This is a genomic window from Aeromicrobium camelliae, assembly GCF_003850045.1.
Lineage (GTDB): Bacteria > Actinomycetota > Actinomycetes > Propionibacteriales > Nocardioidaceae > Aeromicrobium > Aeromicrobium camelliae.
The window spans coordinates 1-19,990 of record NZ_RQJX01000012.1 but is presented as its reverse complement, the minus strand read 5'-3'; the positions used below and the strand labels follow the sequence as shown (position 1 = coordinate 19,990).

Genomic DNA, 19,990 nt, shown 5'->3' with positions numbered 1-19,990 from the left:
TTCCACCTCACGCGCGCGCACCGTACGGTGACCCCCATGGAAGCTGGGTACCACGTCCCGTCGCTGGCGCGCCGACTCGTGATGGCCGGGACGATGTCACTGCTGCTCACCCTCGTCGCCGTCGTCGGGCTCCACGCCACCAACGCGACCCTGACCGTCGCCGCACTGGCGCTCGTGACGGTGGCGTTCGGGTGGTTCGCACGCCTCTCGAGCAGCGATCCGCTTTCCGGGCTGGGCGCGCTGAACGGCGGCTGGGCGCTTGCCCTGGCCATCGTGGGACGGCAGCGGTTCGGCGAACTGCTGCCGCTTGTGGTCGTCCAACTGCTCGCCGCACTCGCCGGCGGAACGCTTCTGCGTGCCCTCGGCGACCGGATCGGCGAGCCACAGCTCTTCGCCGACCCCAGCTGGTCGAGTGTGACCCTCGTCTCTCTGCTCGCCACGCTCGTCGGCACGTGGGCCGTCCTCGGCGTGGACGGCGACGGCCCCGATGCGCTCCTCGCGGCGCCGGTCGTCGTCGCGGGCGCAGGACCCACCGTCGCGCTCGTCGCCACCGCGAATCCTGCGATCTGCGTGGGAGTGGCGGCAGCGGGCCTCCTGCCGTGGGGGCCGGCGCTCGCCGGTGCCGCACTGGGCCTGGTCGGCGCCGCGGCCGGCGCGTACGCGATCGCTCTGGTCACGCCGGCTCCGGAGAGCTGATCTCAGCATACGGTCAGGTGTCTCACACGCTGAGACTAGCGTTTGTGCGTGCCGTTCTGGCTCAGCAGACTGTGGGACATGCTCACCGCACAGACCGTCTGGCTCGTGGAACGACTCCACGTGGACCTCGGTCGTGCGCGTTCGATGATGTGTCGCTGATCTCGCGACCCCTCCCTGCTTCCCGCAAACCGGTCGCGCGGCACTCCCCCGCGTCGAGGTTCATCGTGCCGTGCGCTCCCCTCTGTCCGAGAGAGACCCATGGCACCTGCACCCGGCACCGACACCCCCACCCGCCGTCCCCGCCGCACCCGCGGTGAGGGGCAGTGGGCCCTCGGCTACCGCGAGCCGCTCAACGCCAACGAGCAGTCCAAGAAGGACGACAACCCGCTCAACGTGCGGGCACGCATCGAGAACATCTACGCGCACCGCGGCTTCGACTCCATCGATCCAGGTGACCTTCGCGGCCGCTTCCGCTGGTGGGGCCTCTACACCCAGCGCAAGCCCGGGATCGACGGCGGAAAGACCGCCACGCTCGAGCCCGAGGAGCTCGACGACCGCTACTTCATGCTGCGCGTGCGCATCGACGGCGGCCAGCTGACCGTCCAGCAGCTGCGCACGATCGCAGATCTCTCGACGCGATACGCCCGCGACACCGCGGATCTCACCGACCGCCAGAACATCCAGTTCCACTGGATCGACGTCCGCGACGTGCCCGCCATCTGGGAACAGCTCGAAGCGGTCGGGCTGTCCACGCAGGAGGCGTGCGGCGACTGCCCGCGCGTCATCCTCGGGAGCCCGGTCGCCGGCGTGTCGGCCGACGAGATCATCGACGCCACCCCCGCGATCGAGGCCATCGAGAGCCGTTACATCGGCGACAAGGCGTTCTCGAACCTGCCGCGCAAGTTCAAGTCCGCGATCAGCGGCCACCCCGGCCACGACGTCGTCCCGCAGATCAATGACGTCGCGTTCATCGGCGCCGTCCACCCCGAGCACGGTCCCGGCTTCGACGTCTGGGTCGGCGGTGGGCTCTCGACCAATCCGATGCTGGCCCAACGCCTCGGCGTCTGGGTGCCGCTCGCCGAGGTTCCCGAGGTCTGGGAGGGCGTGACGAGCATCTTCCGCGACTACGGCTACCGCCGCCTGCGGTCGCGCGCCCGACTGAAGTTCCTCGTCGCCGACTGGGGTATCGAGAAGTTCCGCGAGGTTCTCGAGACCGAGTACCTCGGCCGCGCGCTGGTCGACCTCGAGGCCCCGGAGGCGCCGGTCACCCCCGTCGACCATGTGGGCGTGCACCGCCAGGTCGACGGCCGCTTCTTCGTCGGCGCCGCCCCGAGCGTCGGGCGCGTCTCCGGCACCCTGCTCCGTCAGGTCGCCGACATCGCCGAGGCGCACGGCTCGAACCGTCTGGCCACCACCCCGATGCAGAAGCTGCTCGTGCTCGACGTCGAGGAGGATCGCGTCGAGTCGCTCGTCGACGCGCTGGACGAGCTCGGTCTGCACGCGCGGCCGTCGCAGTGGCGACGCAACACGATGGCGTGCACCGGCATCGAGTACTGCAAGCTCGCGATCGTCGAGACCAAGCAGCGCGCCGCTGATCTCGTCAGTGAACTCGAGAGCCGGGTTCCCGAGCTCGACTCCCCCATCACCGTCAACGTCAACGGCTGCCCGAACTCGTGCGCCCGCATCCAGACCGCCGACATCGGGCTCAAGGGCCAGCTCGTGGTGGACGAGGACGGCCGGCAGGTCGAGGGCTTCCAGGTCCATCTCGGCGGCGCGCTCGGCCTGGACGCGGGCTTCGGCCGCAAGCTGCGCGCCCACAAGGTCAGCGCCGAACAGCTGCCGGACTACGTGGAGAAGCTGTCGCGCACCTACCTCGCACAGCGCGAGGACGGCGAGTCCTTCGCCCGATGGGTCGCCCGCGCCGACGAGGAGCTGCTGCGATGACCACCCGCGCCATGCCGTACCACTGCCCATACTGCGCGGACGAGGACCTGCGTCCGCACGGTGAGCGTCACGGCGACTGGGAGTGTCGCAGCTGCCTGCGCGCGTTCCGCCTGTCGTTCATCGGCCAACTCAACCCCGCAACCATCCCTGGAAGGAGGGAAGCATGACCGCACCAGCACTCGTTGCTCTTGCACACGGCAGCCGCGATCCCCGCTCTGCCGCCACCATCAATGCCCTGACGGAGCTCGTCGCGTGCATGCGACCCGACCTCCGCGTCGAGACCGCGTTCCTCGATCTCTCCGAGCCCGGCTTCGACGAGGTGGTCGACCGGCTCGTCGCCGAGGGCTACTCCGAGATCGTCGTCGTCCCGCTGCTGCTCACGGAGGCGTACCACGCCAAGGTGGACGTTCCGCAGGCCGCGGAGCAGGCCTCCTCACGGCACGAGGGCCTGCGCATCCACGTCACGAAGGTGCTCGGTATCGAGTCGGCGTTCTTCAACGTCCTCGACCGTCGGCTGCGCGAAGCGCTCAAGGAGAACCGCGTCCGCGAACTCGACGCGCTCGTGCTCGCTGGTGCCGGTTCGTCCGATCCGCTCGCGAACGCGATGATCTCCCGCGCGGCGCGTGCGTGGGGCTCGCACCACCGGCTGCCGACGATCGCGGCGTTCGCCTCGAGCGTCCCGCCGGCGGCGGGCGAGGCGGTGCGGGCGCACCGCGCGGACGGACGCCGCCACATCGCCGTCGGCATGCTGTTCCTCGCGCCCGGCGTGCTGCCGGACCGGGTGAAGGAGCTGGCCCTCGAGGCCGGAGCCGTCGCCGTCGCCGAACCGCTCGGCGCCGAGCAGGAGATCGCTCAGGTGATCCTCGCTCGGTACGCCGTCGGCGCCGTGGAGCTCGTGCCGCTGGAGGCGATGTTCGCCTGAGGTGCTCAGCCCTGGGCGGCGTCCGCCTGAGCGCCGCCCTCGGTTAGGTTCGACGGGTGAGAGGAGTCCGACGGATCGCGCTGCTGGCGCTGCTGGTCATCGCGTTCGTCGGACTCTTCGAACTCGTCGGACTCACCTCCGGCGTCCTCATCGGCGCTCTGGCCGGAGCGCTGGTGTTCACGCTGCTGCTGAAGCAGACACTTCCGCTGCCCGAGCCGTTGTACGTGCTCGGGCAGGCCGTTCTCGGTGCGTCCATCGGCGCATCGATCGACCTCGAGACCCTCAGCGCGCTCGGCAGCGACTGGTCCTGGGTTCTGCTCGTGAGCGTCGCGACGATCGCGGTGAGCGTGGCGCTGGGCCTCGTGCTCTGCCTGCGCGGTGAGATCTCCCGCGAGACCGCGATCTTCGCCTCGGTCGCCGGCGGAGCGGCGGGCCTCACCGCCATGTCGCGCGACCTCGGCGCCGACGATCGGGTCGTCACGGTGCTGCAGTATCTGCGGATCGTCGTGATCGTCGCCTCGCTCCCCCTCATCGTCGAATTCGCGTTCCATCCCTCCGGGTCCGGTGGCATCACCAGGGCCGGCGCGGGCGAGATCATGCCCGCGCTGGCCTTCACCACCGTGAGCATCGTCGTCGGGGTCGTCCTCGGGCGGCTCGTACGACTTCCCGCAGCTCCCGTGTTCGGCCCACTCATCGCCGCCGCGGCCGTTCATCCGCTGTTCGGTGCGGTCGGTGTCCCCGCGCTGGTCGAGCAGACCGGTTACCTGCTCATCGGGCTCGCGGTGGGACTGCGCTTCACCCGCGACGCCGTCGCCACGATCAGCCGCCTTCTGCCCCTCGCCGTGTTGAACGTCGTCGTAGTCGTGGTGGTGTGTGCGGCGATGGGTGCGGCGCTGGCCCACATCACCGGCGAGAGTGCGCTCGACGGGTACCTCGCGACCACGCCGGGCGGGTTCTCCGCGGTGCTCGCGATCGCCTCGACGACCGGGGGCAACCTCACGTTCGTGACCGCGACCCAGCTCGTCCGTCTGCTCCTGATCCTGGCGCTGGCGCCCGTCTTCGGCGCCTGGCTGCGGCGGCGCGGCTGAGCGGGCGCCGACCGACCGTAGGGTGGCAGCATGCTGGACGTGGACGAACTCGCCGACCGCTTCGCCTACCCCGACGATCTGACCCGTGCGTGGGTACGCACAGTGTTCGTGTCGTCGGTCGACGGCTCCGCGACCGACCACCGTGGGGTGTCCGGTGACCTCGGCGGCGCACCTGACTCGACGCTGTTCGCTCTGCTGCGCTCCTTGAGCGACGTCATCCTCGTCGCGGCCGGGACGACGCGCGCCGAGGGGTACGCACCGGTCACACCTTCCGAAGTCGACGCCGAGCTGCGGACGAGGCTGAAGCTGAGCCCCGTGCCGCCGATCGCGGTGGTGTCGGCGAGCCTGGACCTCCCCGAACCGCTCGTCGCGCCCGGTCAGCTCGTGTACACGTGCGCGTCATCGCCGAAGGATCGGCGCGACGCTCTGGCCGAGACGATGGACGTCGTCGTCGCCGGCGAGCGCCGGGTCGACTTCCGGGCCGTCGTCGACGACCTCTCGCGCCGCGGTCTTCACCGCGTCAGCTGCGAGGGCGGGCCCACCCTGCACGGTGAGCTGATCGCGCAGGACCTGGTCGACGAGGTGTGCGTGACGATCGGGCCGACGCTGGTCGGCGGCCCGGGTCCGCGCATCGCACACAGCAACGCCGTCACCGAGCGGGCGATGAGGCTGGCCACGCTGATCGAGGCCGACGGCGTGTTGCTGACCCGCTGGCTTCGCGACCGTTCGGCCTAGGATTGGGACATGTACAACGTCGTCCTGCTCATCGAACGTCAGCTCATCGAGCTCGACGCCAATCAGGTCGTCGCGCTGCACGAGGGCGTCGACGACGATCTGACCTATCACCTGCTCCTGCCGGTGGAGAGTTCCGCAGCCATGCTCAGCTCCTCGATGAGCGCGTTGGGCGGCGGTCAGTTCATGCCGATCAGCGAGCCGGACACGCTCGCTGTGGTCGAGCAGGAGATCCACGAGGCCGGTGAGGCCGAACTCGAGGCGAGCGCCGCGCTGCTGCGCGACCGCGGCCAGCACGTCACGGCCAAGCTCGTCGAGGGCGACCCGATCGAGGCGCTGGAGCGGCTCGTCGCGGAGGTCTCCGGCGACGAGGTCATCATCATGACCGAGCCGCACCTCGTGCGCGAGTTCCTCAAGCTGGACTGGACGTCGCGCGCCCGTCGCGCCCTCGACGTCCCGACCCTGCACCTCCTGGAACACCTTCCCTTCGAAGCACAGACGGAGATCTGATTTGTCCTCCCCCACCGAGAAGAACTACAACGTCGACAAGACCGACGAGCAGTGGCGTGAAGAGCTCAGCGCCGCTGAGTACCACGTGCTGCGCCAGGCCGGCACCGAGCGGCCGTTCAGCAGCCCGTACGAGACCGATCCCACCGTGGGCGTCTACTCCTGCCGGGCCTGCGGTGCCGAGCTGTTCCGCAGCGAGACCAAGTTCGACGCCCACTGCGGCTGGCCGTCGTTCTACGCGCCCCTGGCCGAGGACCGCGTCGAGTACATCGAAGACCGCTCCATGGGCATGGTCCGCACCGAGGTGCGGTGCGCCAACTGCGGCTCCCACCTCGGGCACGTGTTCAGCGGCGAGGGCTTCGACACCCCGACCGACCAGCGCTACTGCATCAACGGCATCGCACTGAATCTGCAGCCCGAAGCCAGCTGACACGAGAACGCTCCCCGGGCGTGCGCGATCGCGCACGCCCGGGGAGCGTTGTCGTCGCCGGGGGTCAGGCCCAGAGGGCGACCAGCTCGGCCACGCTCAGAGCGCGGCCGGTGAAGAACGGGATCTCCTCGCGCACGTGGCGGCGAGCCTCGGTGTCGCGAAGCTCACGCATGAGGTCGACGATGCGGTGCAGGTCGTCGGCCTCGAAGGACAACAGCCACTCGTAGTCGCCGAGCGCGAACGCCGGGATCGTGTTGGCCCGGACGTCCGCGTAGTCGCGGGCGGCGTGCCCATGATCGCGCAGCATCGTCGAGCGCTCCTCGGGCGGCAGCAGGTACCACTCGTAGGACCGGACGAACGGGTAGACGCACAGGTAGCGGCGCGGCGCCTCACCCGCCATGAACGCCGGGATGTGGGCGCGGTTGAACTCGGCGGGTCGGTGCACGCCCATGTTCGACCAGACCGGCTCGAGATGCGCTCCCAGCGCGGTGCGGCGGAAGGCGTTGTACGCCTCCTGCAGCGCGTCGGCGGAGGGTGCGTGCCACCAGATCATCAGGTCGGCGTCGGCACGCAGCGCGCTGACGTCGTACGTGCCGCGGATCACCACGTCGTCGGCACCGAGCTTGGCGAACAGCGCTTCGACCTCGTCCACGAGCGGCGTGCGGTCGCCCGACCCGAGCGGCGTTCGCACCCGGAACACCGAGTACATCGCGTAGCGGATCGTGGCGTTGATCTGATCGGGATTCACGTCGCTGGTCGTCATGACTCCATTGTCTCCTGTCCGAGAATCCGTTCCGCTGCGGCATGAGCGGTCGCGACGACCGCCGGGATGCCCACACCGTGATAGGCCGCGCCGCACAGCGCGAGCCCCGTGACGGCCTGCGCGTCCCGCTCGATCGCGGCCACGGTGTCCAGATGGCCGACCTCGTACTGCGGGAGACCGCCGCCCCAGCGCTGCACCCGATGCGCCGTCACACGCCCGACGGTGCCTGCGGGTTCGATCGCGCGGCGCAGATCGGCGAGCGCGGCCGCGACGAGGTCGTCGTCGGGACGCTGCAGCGCCGTGGTGTCTCCGGCCCGTCCGAGAGACGTGCGCACGACGGCCGCGTCACCTGCGCTCTCGGCGAGCCACGCCCACTTGTTCGTCGCGAAGGTCGCCGCCTTGATGGCCGCTCCGTCCACGGGCGGGACGAGGAAGCCGGACCCCGGCGGCAACTGCGCGCCCTCGAGCACGAAGGTCACGAGCGCCATGGACGCGTAGTCGATGCCGGCCAGGGTGAATGCTGCGCGCGGCGCCACCTCGGCCAGCAGCCGCGAGGCGGCCGGAGCCGGAATGGCGAGCACGACGGCGTCGAAACGCTCGCGTCGCGCCCGCGTCGTAGGGCCGACGACGAGGGTCCAACCGTCGCCCTCGCGCGTCAGCGCGCGCACCGTGTTGTTCAGCCGGACGTCGAGCCGCTCCGCAAGCGCCAACGGCAGGGTCCCCACGCCACCGGCCAGGCCGGCGAGCATCGGTGCCGAGGGAGCACCGGCCGAGGCGCGCCGCTCGACGGCCGCGGCGACGGGATCGGGGCCGAGCGCGGCGATCATCGGCGCGGCGGCTCGCAGCGAGAGCCGGTCGGCGTGACCCGCGTACACACCGCCGAGCAAGGGCTCGACCAGCCGATCGACCACCTCGCGGCCCGCCCGCTCGGCGACGAACGCGCCGACCGACATGTCCTGGTCGGGAACGGGGACGCTGCGCGCCTCGAGGGGCCCGCTGAGCACCCCCGAGGTCTCGAGGGCCCCGAGGTCGGCCGGAACCCCCATCACGGTGGGCGGCATGGGGCGCAGCGCACCCCGGGTCCACAACGTGGCCGGCGACGGTTCGGGGTGCACCAGGCGGTCGCCCAGGCCGAGCGAAGCCACGAGCTCGAGGGCCTCGGGACGACGCGCGAGCATCGACTCCGCACCCAGATCGACCGTGAGATCGCCGACCTCGCCCACGAGCAGCTTGCCGCCGACCCGGTCGGCGCCCTCGAGCACCACGACGTCCGCTCCGGCCTGCTGCAGGTCGAATGCACAGGTCAGACCCGCGATCCCGGCTCCGACCACCGCGACACGCACGGGTCAGGCCACCGGGTAGGCGTGCACGTAGTCCACGAGCCGCGCCAGTGCGTCGGGGTCGGTGGCGGGAAGGACACCGTGCCCGAGGTTGAAGACGTGGCCGCGCGCCGCGCGGCCCGCCTCGACGATCTGAGCCGCACGTTCGTGCACGACCTCGGTCGGCCCGAAGAGCACGGTCGGGTCGAGATTGCCCTGCAGCGCGCGCTCCGGACCCACGCGGCGCGCGGCCTCGTCCAGCGGAACCCGCCAGTCGACACCGACCACGTCGGCGCCGGCCTCGCCCATGGCGCCGAGCAGCTCACCGGTGCCCACGCCGAAGTGGATGCGCGGGACGTTCAGATCGGCGACGGCGGACAGGACGGTGGCCGAATGCGGCTGGACGTAGGTGCGGTAGTCCTGCAGCGAGAGCGCGCCGGCCCATGAGTCGAAGAGCTGGATCGCCGACGCACCGTGCTCGACCTGCAGCCGCAGGAACTGCCCGCCGAGGCGGGCGATGCGATCGAGGAGCGCGTGCCACAGGTCAGGGTCGCTGTACATCAGCTCCTTGGTGCGCCGGTGATCGCGCGAGGGGCCGCCCTCGATGAGGTAGGACGCCAGCGTGAAGGGCGCGCCGGCGAACCCGATGAGCGGCGTGCCGCCCAGTTCGTCCACCAGCGCCTCGACCGCGTCGGTCACCGCTGTGACATCATCCGGTTCGAGGTCGCGCAGCTGGTCCAGTTGCGCGGCGCTGCGGATGGGGTCGGCGACCACCGGGCCGGTCCCGGCGACGATGTCGAGGTCCACGCCGATGGCCTTGAGCGGCACGACGATGTCGGAGAAGAAGATCGCCGCGTCGACGCCGTACCGACGCACCGGCTGCATCGTGATCTCCACGACGAGGTCGGTGCGGAAGCACGATTCGAGCATCGGGATGCCCTCGCGCACCTTCAGGTACTCCGGGAGCGAGCGGCCGGCCTGCCGCATGAACCAGACGGGCGTGTGGGCGGGTCGCTCCCCACGACACGCGGCGAGGAAGGGGCTGCTGGCGATCGAGGTGCTCACATCCCGAGTCTCTCAGGCACCGCCGCGTGTCGGGGGTGGAGGTGGGCGGGATCCGGCCTAGGATCGCGGTGTGGCAGCCCGTAGCGAGATCGACGGCGTGCCCGCAGCGTTCGCGCGGGCCGTCGAACAGATCATGCGGGCGCACGCCCGCCCCGAGCTCACCGTCGAGGTGATGCCTCCCCCGCAGCGCATCGCGCCGTATGCGCACGCCATCAGCGGCGACCTGACCGTCGACGGCGAGGACGTCGCCACCGGGCGTTTCATCTGCCTCCACGACCCGGCCGGCCACGACGCGTGGCAGGGCACCTTCCGCTGCGTCACGTTCGCGAAGGCCGACATCGACACCGAGATGGCCGCCGATCCGATGCTCACCGAAGTCGGGTGGAGCTGGCTCACCGACGCCCTCGACGCCGTCGGCGCACAGCATCACGCGGCCAGCGGCAGCGTCACCGTGGTGCGCTCGGACAGCTTCGGCCAGATGGCCGACGACGGCAGCAGCGCCCAGATCGAGGTCCGTGCCTCGTGGTCGCCCGCCGAGGGTGACGACTTCGGACCGCACGCGGACGCCTGGATGCACCTGCTCGCCGAACTCGCCGGATTGCCGCCCCTCGCGCCGGGCATCGTGCCGCTGCGACGCACCGGCCGCGGCGGACCCGGGGTGGTGCGGTGACCGCGCCGGACGCCGGAGCCACGCCCGACGGCGCCCCCGAGGAGGCGCCGCTCCCCCGTCTCGGCCTGCGCGAACCGCTCGGCGCCGTCATCGACGACGAAGACGAACTGGCCCGCGCCTGTGCGGAGATCTCCCTGGCGTACGGCCCCATCGGCCTCGACGCCGAACGCGCGTCGGGCTACCGCTACTCCCAACGTGCGTACCTCGTGCAGGTCCGACGCGAGGGCGCCGGCACCTTCCTCATCGACCCGACCGCATTCGACGACCTCACCGATCTCGGCGAGGCCTTCGGCGACGCGGAGTGGATCTTGCACGCGGCGACGCAGGACCTCCCCTGCCTGGCCGAGGTCGGTTTGCGGCCGACGGCCCTGTTCGACACCGAGCTCGCCGGGCGACTGCTCAACCTGCCGCGGGTCGGTCTGGCCGGGCTGGTCGAGCACTACCTGCACATGAGCCTCGCCAAGGAGTTCTCGGCCGCCGACTGGTCCACCCGCCCCTTGCCCGAGCCGTGGCTGGAGTACGCCGCGCTCGACGTCGAGGTGCTCGTGGAACTGCGCAATCTCGTCGAAGCCGATCTCGAACGCACCGGCAAACTCGCCTGGGCGCACGAGGAGTTCGAGGCGCTGCTGTCCTTCACCGGCCCGGCCGAGCGCAGTGAGCCCTGGCGTCGCACCTCGGGTATTCACAAGGCGCGGGGGCGGCGCTCGCTGGCGGTCGTGCGGTCGTTGTGGCAGGCCCGCGACCGCATCGCGCGCGAACGCGACGTCACGCCCGGCCGCGTTCTGCCGGATTCCGCGATCCTCGAGCTCGCCATGTCCCCGCCGCGCGACCTCGGAGAACTGCGCTCGGCGCGCCCCATGCGCGGCCGCGGCCCGCGCCGATTCCTCGACCAGTGGCATGAGGCGATCGAGGAGGCCTTGTCCCTGGACGAGTCCGAGCTGCCGACCGCGGGGCAGCGCCACGACGGACCTCCGCCGCCGCGAGCCTGGGCCGAGAAGAGCCCCGCTGCCGCGGAGCGTCTGCAGCGAGCCAAGACCGTTGTCACCGAACTCGCCGAGCAGTACGACCTGCCGAGCGAGAACCTCGTGTCCCCAGGCCTCATCCGCCAGCTCGCCTGGGAGCCGCCTGCCGTCATCGACGTCGACACGGTCGGCGAGGCCCTCAGCGCGATGGGCGCCCGACGATGGCAGATCGGTCTCGTGGCCGGTCCGGTCAGTCAGGCCTTACGCGAGTGATTACGCTGAAGCGATGACGACAGCGCCGTCTCGCCGGGCCCCGCTCGTCGACCCCCGTTTCACCGAGGTCGACGCCCTGCTGCAGCGCAACGTCGCGGACGGCGTGGAGCTCGGCGCGAGCCTGTGCGTGATTCGCGAGGGCGAGGTGGTCCTCGACACCTGGGCCGGCTGGACCGACCGCGAACACACCATCGCCTGGCAGCACGACACGATCACGCCGATGTGGTCGACCAGCAAGACGCTCGTCAACCTCGCGGTGTGGGTGCTGCACGACGACGGCGTGCTGGACGTGGACCGGCCCGTCGCGCACTACTGGCCGGAGTTCGCTCAGCACGGCAAGGCCGACGTCACGGTTCTCGACGTCCTCGCGCACACCTCCGGCGTCCCGGCGTGGAGCCCGGCGATCGGGATCGACGATCTCTACGACTGGGAACGCAGCACCGCCGACCTCGCCGCCTCCGCTCCGTGGTTCGCTCCGCGTTCCGCGCCCGGTTACCAGCTGCTGAACCAGGGCCATCTGCTGGGCGAGGTCATGCGCCGCACCACCGGCCTGCTGCCCGGAGACGTCATCGCACAGCGCATCGCCGCGCCGCTCGGCGCCGACGTCCACATCGGGCTGTCACCCGCCGACGACGTCCGGGTCGCCCCGGTGGTTCCGCCCCGGCTGATCGAGCTCGATCCGCTCGACCCCGAGAGCGTCGCGAGCCGGGCGCTGGTGCGCCCGTTCGTCCACGTGCGGGAGTCGTCCACCGAACGCTGGCGCCGCGGTCAGATTCCCGCGGCGAACGGTCACGGCAACGCCCGCGGCGTCGCCGTGGCTCAAGCCGTGATCTCCCACGGAGGCGAGTTCGGCGGTCACCGGCTGTTGCGGACGGCCACGATCGAACGCCTGCTCACCCCCCACGTCAGCGGCGTCGACCTCGTGCTCGGTCTGCCGCTGACCTTCGGCCCAGGCTGGGCTTTGGCCGGTTCGCTACCGTCGGCAACCGCGCCGGGCCGACGTTGCTATTGGGGCGGACTGGGCGGATCGGTCGTCGTCAACGACATCGACACCGGCACCACCGTCGCGTACGTCATGAACCGCATGCGGTTCGAGCACCCTGTCGGGGGCACGCCCCGCGTCACCCGGCCGTGCGGGGACTCGCGCTTCGACGCGTACCTCGCCGCGATCGACGCAGCATGGAAGGACTGACGGTGGCCGACTTCGACAAGCCCGCACTGCCCGGCCAGAATCTCTTCGACGTCCAGCCTGATCCGGCCTCCGATCCCTCGGAGGCCACCGCGGCCGGGCATCGCATCGCCAACCTGCTCGTGCGCGGGATCAAGGACCCCGCCGCCGACGACCAGGAACTGGTCGACCGCGTGCTGCACCTCGCCGACGAGGAGGGGCTCGGGGTGATCGCCGAGCTCTGGTCCCGCGCGTCGGCCGATTCCCTCGCCGGAGCGCTCTGGCGTCTCTACGTGCTGCGGACCTGGGTACATCACCAGCCCGACCGCGCAGCCCGCGAGTTCGCACTCGGCAAGGCCTATGCGCCCGTCCAGGAGGTCCTCGCCGGCGTCGTCGAACCGCCCGGCCCCCAGGAGGTCGTCGCCCTCGTCGACACGGTCGTGCGCGGCATCGTCGGCGAGAACTTCGATGTGACGCTCGATCGGGCCGCGGCGTTCGCGCACATCGTCGGCGTCGGACGAGCTCAAGCCGAGGACGGCGACGCCCCCAGCGGCGCTCGGCTGGTCGACACCGCCCGCGCCCTGCGCCGCGCCGCCGAACTGGAACGCGCCGGCGCCCTGTATTGATCGTCACGCTCGACCTCGGCCGTCGGCCTTGAGCTGATCCGAGGGCGGGTTAGGCTGGTAACTGCGCCGGGTTGCGGTAGCCCCGGGTCCCAACATAAGCCGCTACGAGCGGCCACGCGCCGTGAGGCGCTCCCAACCCGGCGCACCCTCCTGTCCTACGGCGCGAACGTCGTGTAGCTCTGCTCCGGCCGTCCGATCGCGGCGAGTTCGATCAAATCGTCCTCGCTCGGTTCCCAACGGCCCGCGGCCGCGTTCGCGGCGATCTGCTCGGGCTTCGTCGCGCCGGCGATGACGCTCGCGACCTGCGGCTGAGCGGCGAGGCCGCCGATCGCCACGTCGAGCAACGACACGTCGCGCGCCTCGGCGAACGCCTGCAGCGCCTCGATGCGGTCCCAGTCCGCCGCCTCGTAACGCGCCCGCTGCTGGGCGAGACGAGTGCCCTCCGCGGGCGGCTCGTCGCGACGGTACTTGCCGGTGAGGAGGCCGTACGCCAACGGGAAGTACGGAAGGATGCCGACGTCGAGCCGACGGCAGGCCGGGGTCAGTTCCACCTCGGCCGTCCGGTTGTACAGCGAGTACTCGTTCTGCGCCGTGACGAACGACGTGTAGCCCTCGGTGCGACTGATCCAGTCGGCGTCGACGAGCTGCCAGGCTTGGAAGTTCGAGCACCCGACCGCCCGCACCTTGCCCGCCTGCACGAGCTCGTCGAGCGCCCCGAGCGTCTCGGCCACGGGAGTCGTGGGGTCCGGCGTGTGGAACTGGTAGAGGTCGATGACGTCGACGCCGAGGCGGCGAAGACTCGCCTCGCAGGCCCGGTGCACGTACTCGCGGCGGCCGCGGCTTCCGCCGTCGTCACCGTTGACGCCCTGCATGTCCATGCCGAACTTGGTCGCGACGACGACCTCGTCGCGACGGCCGCGCAGCGCCGCGCCCAGCAGCTCCTCACTCGCGCCGAGCCCGTAGACGTCGGCGGTGTCGAAGAAGGTCACTCCGTGCTCGAAGGCGGCGTCCACCACCGCCGCGGTCTGCTCGGCGTCGATGCGCGCGCCGAAGGCGTTGCATCCGACCCCGACCGGGCTGACCACGATTCCGCTGCGACCGAGTGTGCGTTGTGCCATGGCGTCAGCGTACGTGCGGTTAGACTCGCCGGGTGCGTCCCACCCGACCGACCGTCCGCGGGATCGCCGCGAGCAGCGCGGCGGTCCTCGTGGCCTTCTTGGTCGCGGTCTCGTGGCCGGGAGCGGCGGCACACGCGCGCTCATCGTCCAGCGCGCCGTCGGCATCGGTCAGCGCGGGCGACGCCTCCACGTCCACGTCCCGGGCGACGGTCGCCCAGCCGGACGCGCACGATCACGAGGTGACCGCCGCGGGTGATCACGCCCAGGCGATCCTCGTCGCCGAGCTTCTCCTCACGGTCGCCTTGCTCGGCATCGTCGCGCTGACGCGCGGCGGCGCGGCCCTCGGTCGGCGCCGGCTCCCGGCCCTGGGGCGGGCACCCCCGGCGAACGCCTGATCCTCGCGTCCGCCGTCCCGCCCACCCCACTGTGAAAGCTCACCCATGACCATGACCCCGTCGCGCTGGCGCGCGATCGCCGCGCTCTTCGTCGTCATCCTCGCCGGCCTCGCTGCCTGGCACTTCCCTCCCAACCTCGGCCTCGACCTTCGCGGAGGCACCCAGATCGTCCTCGAGGCCGAGTCCACGGACCGCGTGGACGCTGATGCCGAGGCCACCGACCGCGCCCTCGAGGTCATCCGCGGCCGCGTCGACGCCCTCGGCGTCTCGGAGCCGACCCTCGCCCGTTCGGGTGAGAACCGCATCATCGTCGAACTTCCCGGTGTCGAGGACCCCCGCAAGGCCGCCGAGGTCATCGGCCAGACGGCCACTCTGGAGTTCCGCGAGGTGGTCTCCCCCGCCACCGCCGAAACGCAGCCGGAGGAGGGCCAGGTCGTCCTGCCCGACGAGTCCGGTCAGCAACTGCTCCTCGCGCCACCCAGCCTCGACGGCAACGGGATCAGCGACGCACAAGCCGCGCAGCCGCAGAACAGCATCGGCAGCTGGGTGGTCAACGTCGACTTCAACAGCGAGGGACGCGGCCCGTGGTCCGACCTCGTCAGCTCCGCCTGCGCCAACGCCGCCGGCGGTCAGCGCATCGCCATCGTGCTCGACCAGCAGGTCATCTCCTCACCTCAGATCCAGCCCGACCTCTGCGCGAGCGGCGGCGGCAGCACCACGAGCATCACCGGTGACTTCTCCTCGGCCGCGGCCAACGACCTCGCGGTGCTGATCAAGGGGGGCGCGCTGCCGGTTCCCGTCTCGATCATCGAGCAGCGCACGATCGGCCCGACCCTCGGCGCGGCAGCCATCGACGCCTCGTTCGAAGCCGCCGTCATCGGCCTCGCTCTCACGGGCCTGTTCATCGTCTTCGTCTACCGCGTCGTCGGTTTCATGGCGACGGTCGCGCTGGGCATCTACACGCTGATCTCCTACGCCATCCTGGTCTGGTTGGGAGCGACGCTGACCTTGCCGGGCATCGCCGGTTTCGTGCTGGCGATCGGTCTGGCCATCGATGCCAACGTCCTGGTCTTCGAACGCGCACGCGAGGAGTACCAGGAGAACGAGAAGAGCGGCCTCAGCCCGGCTCTGACGACCGGCTTCACCAAGGCCTGGTCCGCCATCATCGACTCCAACATTACGACGATCCTCGCGGCGATCCTGCTGTTCGTGTTCGCCACCGGTTCGGTCCGAGGCTTCGGCGTCACGCTGACGATCGGTGTCCTGGCGTCGATGATCTCCGCCCTCGTCGTCGCCCGCGTACTGGCCGAGTGGGCCGTGCGCCGCAAGCCGCTGCGCACCCACCCGCGGGCCAGCGGCATCGCCGGCACGGGCAAGATCCGCGCGCTGATCACCGAACGCGGTCCGTTCATCGTGAAGCGCGCCGGCCTGTGGGTCGCCGTCACCGCGGCGGTGGCCGTGATCTCGCTCGTCGGCATCTTCGGCAAGGGGCTGAACCTCGGCGTCGACTTCACCGGGGGCCGCATCATCGAGTTCTCGACCTCCGAGCAGGTCGACGTCGACCAGATCCGCGATGCTGTGAGCGAAGCCGGCTTCCCGAACGCCGTGGTGCAGGAGTCGTCCGGCGACGGCGGCGACGAGAACGTCACGGTGCGCACGGAGGACCTCAGCGATGAGGAGGCCGGTCAAATCCGCGAGGCGGTCGGTTCCGTGGCCGGCGACGTCGAGCAGATTCGCGACGAGCAGGTCGGTCCGAGCCTCGGCACCGAGTTGCGCAACAAGGCGCTCATCGCCTTCGCGATCGCCATCGGTGCCCAGATGCTGTACCTCGCCTGGCGCTTCCGCTGGACGTGGGCGTTGTCGGCACAGCTCTCGCTCGCCTCGGTCGTGCTGACCGTGGTCGGCATCTTCGCCTGGTGGGGCAAGACGATCGACAGCGTGTTCCTCGCCGGCATCCTGGCGATCATCGGTCTGGCCGTCAACGACACGATCGTCGTGTTCGACCGCATCCGAGAACACACCGGCCTGCGATCCGGAGCCAGCCTGCGGGCGACCGTCAACGAAGCGATCCTGCAGACGATCCCCCGCACGATCAACACGAGCCTGAGCGCATTGTTCATCCTGGGGGCGCTCGCGTTCCTCGGTGGCGACTCGCTCACGGACTTCTCGCTGTCGATCATCTTCGGTCTGACCATCGGCATCTTCTCGACCGTGTTCACCGCCTCATCGCTGGCCGTGCTGCTCGAGGAGCGATGGCCCTACAACCCGGACAAGGACGCGTCGAAGAAGCAGGTCGACCCGTACGCCTACGTCGACAACGGACGTAGCGACGGTGCGGTCATCTGACGCCGAGGCTGACGACCATGACGACACCACCGCCCGGCTGGTGGGGACCTTCTCCCGAGGCCCCCTACGGCCGTCACCCGGTGACCGGCGCGCCCTACTCGGACAAGTCGAAGATCATCGCGGGTCTCCTGCAGATCCTCATTCCGCTGGGGATCGGGCGGATGTACGCCGGTCACGTGGGTCTCGGGGTCGGCCAACTCGTGGTGACGCTGGTGACGTGCGGCGCCGGGGCGTTGTGGCCGTTCATCGACGGCATCGTCATGCTCGTGGGCGACCCGACGGACGCCGACGGGCGGCCCCTGCGCAGCTGACCGGTCACAGCCTGGGCCCCGGGCCCGGGCTGTGACCGGATGCGACAATGGAGCCATGCCGATCGCCAATCACGTCGTCGACCTCATCGGCGGCACTCCCCTGGTCCGCCTCAACTCCGTCGTGCCATCGGGAGGGGCGACCGTCGTCGCCAAGATCGAGTACCTCAACCCCGGTGGCAGCGCCAAGGACCGCATCGCGGTCAAGATGGTCGAGGCCGCCGAGGCCAGCGGTGCCCTGAAGCCCGGCGGAACCATCGTCGAGCCCACGTCGGGCAACACCGGCGTCGGTCTCGCGCTCGTCGCACAGCAGCGCGGCTACTCGTGCATCTTCGTGTGCCCCGACAAGGTCAGCGAGGACAAGCGCAACACCCTGCGGGCCTACGGCGCCGAGGTCGTCGTGTGCCCGACGGCCGTGCCGCCGGACCACCCCGACTCGTACTACTCGGTCTCCGACCGCCTCGTCCGGGAGACTCCCGGCGCTTGGAAGCCCGACCAGTACTCCAACCCGGCCGGCCCGGAGTCGCATTACGAGACCACGGGCCCCGAGATCTGGAAGGATACCGAGGGCAAGGTCACGCACTTCGTCGCCGGCGTCGGCACCGGCGGCACGATCACCGGCGTGGGCCGCTTCCTCAAGGAGCAGAACCCCGAGATCCGCGTCATCGGCGCCGATCCGGTCGGCTCGGTGTACTCCGGCGGCACCGGCCGCCCCTACCTGGTGGAGGGCGTGGGCGAGGACTTCTGGCCCAGCGCGTACGATCCCTCGGTCCCGGACGAGATCATCGCCGTCTCCGACGCGGACTCCTTCGAGATGACCCGTCGGCTCGCACGCGAGGAGGGCCTCCTCGTGGGCGGCTCGTGCGGCATGGCGGTCGTCGCGGCGCTCCGCGTCGCCCAGGAGGCCGACCCGGACGATCTCGTCGTGGTCCTCCTCCCCGACGGGGGACGCGGCTACCTGTCCAAGATCTTCAACGACGACTGGCTCGCCTCGTACGGCTTCCTGCGCACCCCGTTGTCCGGCACGTCCGGGTCCCTGTCCATCGGCGACGTGCTGCGCCGCAAGTCCGGCGACCTTCCCGCGCTCGTGCACACGCACCCCTCCGAGACCGTCCGCGACGCGATCGAGATCATGCGCGAGTACGGCGTCTCGCAGATGCCGGTCGTCGGGCCCGAGCCGCCGGTCGTCATCGGCGAGGTGGCCGGCAGCGTGAGCGAGCGCGAACTCGTCAGTGCGGTCTTCGAAGGCCGCGCCACCCTCACCGACGCGGTCGCCGAGCACATGGAACCGGCCCTGCCGCTCATCGGCGCCAACGAGGACCTCCAGGCCGGGCTCGACGCGCTGAGCGACAGCGACGCCGTCATGGTCGTCGACGAGGGCACCCCGCTCGGCGTCCTCACCCGTCTCGACCTGCTGGGAGCTCACGTATGACGCACTCGGACGACTCCGGTTTCGCCACTCGCGCCATCCACGCCGGGTTCATGCCCGATCCGGTCACCGGCGCGGTCAACGTCCCCATCTACGCAAGCTCGACGTTCGCACAGGACGGCGTGGGCGGTATGCGCAGCGGCTACGAGTACGCCCGCACCGGCAACCCCACCCGGACGGCGCTCGAAGCCACGCTCGCCGCACTCGAGGGCGGCCGGTTCGGCCGCGCGTTCGCCTCCGGCATGGCCGCGACGGACACCGCGCTGCGGACCCTGCTGCGCCCAGGCGATCACCTCGTGATCCCCGACGACGCGTACGGCGGCACCTTCCGGCTCATCGACAAGGTGTTCACGCACTGGGGCATCACCTACACCCCCGTCGCCGTGAACGACCCCGACGCCGTGCGGGCCGCCGTCCGCGAGAACACCAAGGCGGTCTGGATCGAGACTCCCACCAACCCGCTGCTGAACATCGGCGACATCGCGGGGATCGCGGCCATCACGCGCGAGGCCGGCATCCGGCTCGTCGTCGACAACACGTTCGCCTCGCCGTACCTGCAGCAGCCGCTCGCACTCGACGCCGACGTGGTGCTGCATTCCACGACGAAGTACATCGGTGGACACTCCGATGTCGTCGGCGGCGCCCTCGTCACCGACGACGAGGAACTGGACGCGGGCTTCGCGTTCCTGCAGAACGGGGCGGGAGCCGTGCCCGGCCCGTTCGACGCCTACCTCACGATGCGCGGAGCCAAGACGCTGGCGGTCCGCATGGACCGCCACTGCGACAACGCCGAGGCGGTCGTCGACCTGCTGCTCGGCCACCCCGCCATCGCGCAGGTGCTCTACCCCGGCCTCCCCGAGCACCCCGGTCACGCAGCGGCGGCGCGCCAGATGCGCCGTTTCGGCGGCATGATCTCGGTGCGCCTGGCCGGCGGGCGGGACGCGGCTCTGGACTTCTGCTCGCGCACGAAGATCTTCACGCTCGCCGAGAGCCTCGGCGGCATCGAGTCGCTCATCGAGCACCCCGGCGCCATGACGCACGCGTCGACGGCGGGATCGGCGCTGGAGGTTCCCGACGATCTCGTGCGCTTGTCGGTGGGCATCGAGGACATCGACGACCTCGTGGCCGACCTCGAGCAGGCGCTCGCCTAGGTGTGATGTCCAGGGACGTTGTTTCTCTGGATAGGTGAAGGCCTCCGGGTGAGAGTGGAGCTGTCTAGGTTCCGTTTC

Annotated in this window: 20 protein-coding genes; 16 read left to right on the top strand and 4 right to left on the bottom strand. The window is 70.7% G+C overall.

Annotated features, from left to right (window positions below):
• Positions 1-36: 36 nt before the first annotated feature.
• From EHW97_RS09640 to msrB, 7 genes are all read left to right on the top strand, one after another.
• Positions 37-696: a hypothetical protein gene (locus EHW97_RS09640; RefSeq protein WP_124236967.1), complete on the top strand. Its 660-nt coding sequence runs from the start codon at positions 37-39 to the stop codon at positions 694-696.
• Between the two features lie 258 nt (positions 697-954).
• Entirely contained in the window at positions 955-2,640 is a 1,686-nt protein-coding gene (locus tag EHW97_RS09635; RefSeq protein WP_124236966.1) for a nitrite/sulfite reductase, read from the top strand.
• 163 nt (positions 2,641-2,803) lie between these two features.
• A complete protein-coding gene (locus EHW97_RS09630; RefSeq protein WP_124236965.1) occupies positions 2,804-3,562 on the top strand; it encodes a sirohydrochlorin chelatase in 759 nt (252 codons plus the stop codon).
• Between the two features lie 56 nt (positions 3,563-3,618).
• Positions 3,619-4,650: an AbrB family transcriptional regulator gene (locus EHW97_RS09625; RefSeq protein WP_124236964.1), complete on the top strand. Its 1,032-nt coding sequence runs from the start codon at positions 3,619-3,621 to the stop codon at positions 4,648-4,650.
• A gap of 30 nt (positions 4,651-4,680) precedes the next feature.
• A complete protein-coding gene (locus EHW97_RS09620; protein WP_124236963.1) occupies positions 4,681-5,385 on the top strand; it encodes a pyrimidine reductase family protein in 705 nt (234 codons plus the stop codon).
• A gap of 9 nt (positions 5,386-5,394) precedes the next feature.
• Positions 5,395-5,892, top strand: coding sequence for a hypothetical protein (locus EHW97_RS09615; protein ID WP_124236962.1), 498 nt, complete (start codon positions 5,395-5,397; stop codon positions 5,890-5,892).
• Between the two features lies 1 nt (position 5,893).
• On the top strand, positions 5,894-6,319 hold the full coding sequence (gene msrB / locus EHW97_RS09610) for a peptide-methionine (R)-S-oxide reductase MsrB (protein WP_124236961.1): 426 nt from the start codon (positions 5,894-5,896) through the stop codon (positions 6,317-6,319).
• 64 nt (positions 6,320-6,383) lie between these two features.
• Here msrB and hemQ read toward each other — a convergent pair whose 3' ends face one another.
• Genes hemQ through hemE form a run of 3 tightly spaced genes read right to left on the bottom strand, consistent with a single transcriptional unit; the run spans position 6,384 to position 9,466 of the window.
• Positions 6,384-7,082, bottom strand: coding sequence for a hydrogen peroxide-dependent heme synthase (hemQ, locus tag EHW97_RS09605; protein WP_124236960.1), 699 nt, complete (start codon positions 7,080-7,082; stop codon positions 6,384-6,386).
• Positions 7,079-8,425: a protoporphyrinogen oxidase gene (gene hemG, locus EHW97_RS09600; protein ID WP_124236959.1), complete on the bottom strand. Its 1,347-nt coding sequence runs from the start codon at positions 8,423-8,425 to the stop codon at positions 7,079-7,081. Before hemG ends, hemQ begins: the two co-directional genes overlap by 4 nt.
• Before the next feature lie 3 nt (positions 8,426-8,428).
• On the bottom strand, positions 8,429-9,466 hold the full coding sequence (gene hemE, locus EHW97_RS09595) for a uroporphyrinogen decarboxylase (protein ID WP_124236958.1): 1,038 nt from the start codon (positions 9,464-9,466) through the stop codon (positions 8,429-8,431).
• 70 nt (positions 9,467-9,536) lie between these two features.
• Here hemE and EHW97_RS09590 point away from each other — a divergent pair, with 70 nt between their 5' ends.
• Genes EHW97_RS09590 through EHW97_RS09575 form a run of 4 tightly spaced genes read left to right on the top strand, consistent with a single transcriptional unit; the run spans position 9,537 to position 13,165 of the window.
• Positions 9,537-10,136: a DUF3000 domain-containing protein gene (locus tag EHW97_RS09590; RefSeq protein ID WP_124236957.1), complete on the top strand. Its 600-nt coding sequence runs from the start codon at positions 9,537-9,539 to the stop codon at positions 10,134-10,136.
• Positions 10,133-11,371 (top strand): ribonuclease D, encoded by a 1,239-nt coding sequence (locus EHW97_RS09585; RefSeq protein WP_208001975.1) that lies wholly within the window; start codon positions 10,133-10,135, stop codon positions 11,369-11,371. The genes EHW97_RS09590 and EHW97_RS09585 overlap by 4 nt, the downstream gene beginning before the upstream one ends.
• A gap of 13 nt (positions 11,372-11,384) precedes the next feature.
• Positions 11,385-12,563: a serine hydrolase domain-containing protein gene (locus EHW97_RS09580; RefSeq protein ID WP_124236955.1), complete on the top strand. Its 1,179-nt coding sequence runs from the start codon at positions 11,385-11,387 to the stop codon at positions 12,561-12,563.
• A complete protein-coding gene (locus tag EHW97_RS09575) occupies positions 12,551-13,165 on the top strand; it encodes a hypothetical protein (RefSeq protein ID WP_124236954.1) in 615 nt (204 codons plus the stop codon). Before EHW97_RS09580 ends, EHW97_RS09575 begins: the two co-directional genes overlap by 13 nt.
• A gap of 155 nt (positions 13,166-13,320) precedes the next feature.
• Here EHW97_RS09575 and EHW97_RS09570 read toward each other — a convergent pair whose 3' ends face one another.
• On the bottom strand, positions 13,321-14,283 hold the full coding sequence (locus EHW97_RS09570) for an aldo/keto reductase (RefSeq protein WP_124236953.1): 963 nt from the start codon (positions 14,281-14,283) through the stop codon (positions 13,321-13,323).
• Between the two features lie 32 nt (positions 14,284-14,315).
• Here EHW97_RS09570 and EHW97_RS09565 point away from each other — a divergent pair, with 32 nt between their 5' ends.
• From EHW97_RS09565 to EHW97_RS09545, 5 genes are read left to right on the top strand one after another with little or no spacing between them, the layout of a single operon-like run.
• Complete coding sequence (locus EHW97_RS09565) at positions 14,316-14,678, top strand: hypothetical protein (protein WP_124236952.1); 363 nt, start codon at positions 14,316-14,318, stop codon at positions 14,676-14,678.
• A gap of 45 nt (positions 14,679-14,723) precedes the next feature.
• On the top strand, positions 14,724-17,024 hold the full coding sequence (gene secD, locus EHW97_RS09560; protein ID WP_124236951.1) for a protein translocase subunit SecD: 2,301 nt from the start codon (positions 14,724-14,726) through the stop codon (positions 17,022-17,024).
• A 17-nt stretch (positions 17,025-17,041) separates the two neighbouring features.
• Positions 17,042-17,335, top strand: a complete 294-nt coding sequence (locus EHW97_RS09555; RefSeq protein ID WP_124236950.1) for a TM2 domain-containing protein — start codon at positions 17,042-17,044, stop codon at positions 17,333-17,335.
• Positions 17,336-17,390: 55 nt separating this feature from the next.
• Positions 17,391-18,764, top strand: a complete 1,374-nt coding sequence (locus EHW97_RS09550; RefSeq protein ID WP_124236949.1) for a cystathionine beta-synthase — start codon at positions 17,391-17,393, stop codon at positions 18,762-18,764.
• The gene (locus EHW97_RS09545) at positions 18,761-19,912 is read left to right on the top strand and encodes a cystathionine gamma-synthase (protein ID WP_124236948.1); all 1,152 of its coding nucleotides are present in this window, start codon (positions 18,761-18,763) and stop codon (positions 19,910-19,912) included. Before EHW97_RS09550 ends, EHW97_RS09545 begins: the two co-directional genes overlap by 4 nt.
• The last annotated feature ends 78 nt before the right edge of the window (positions 19,913-19,990 follow it).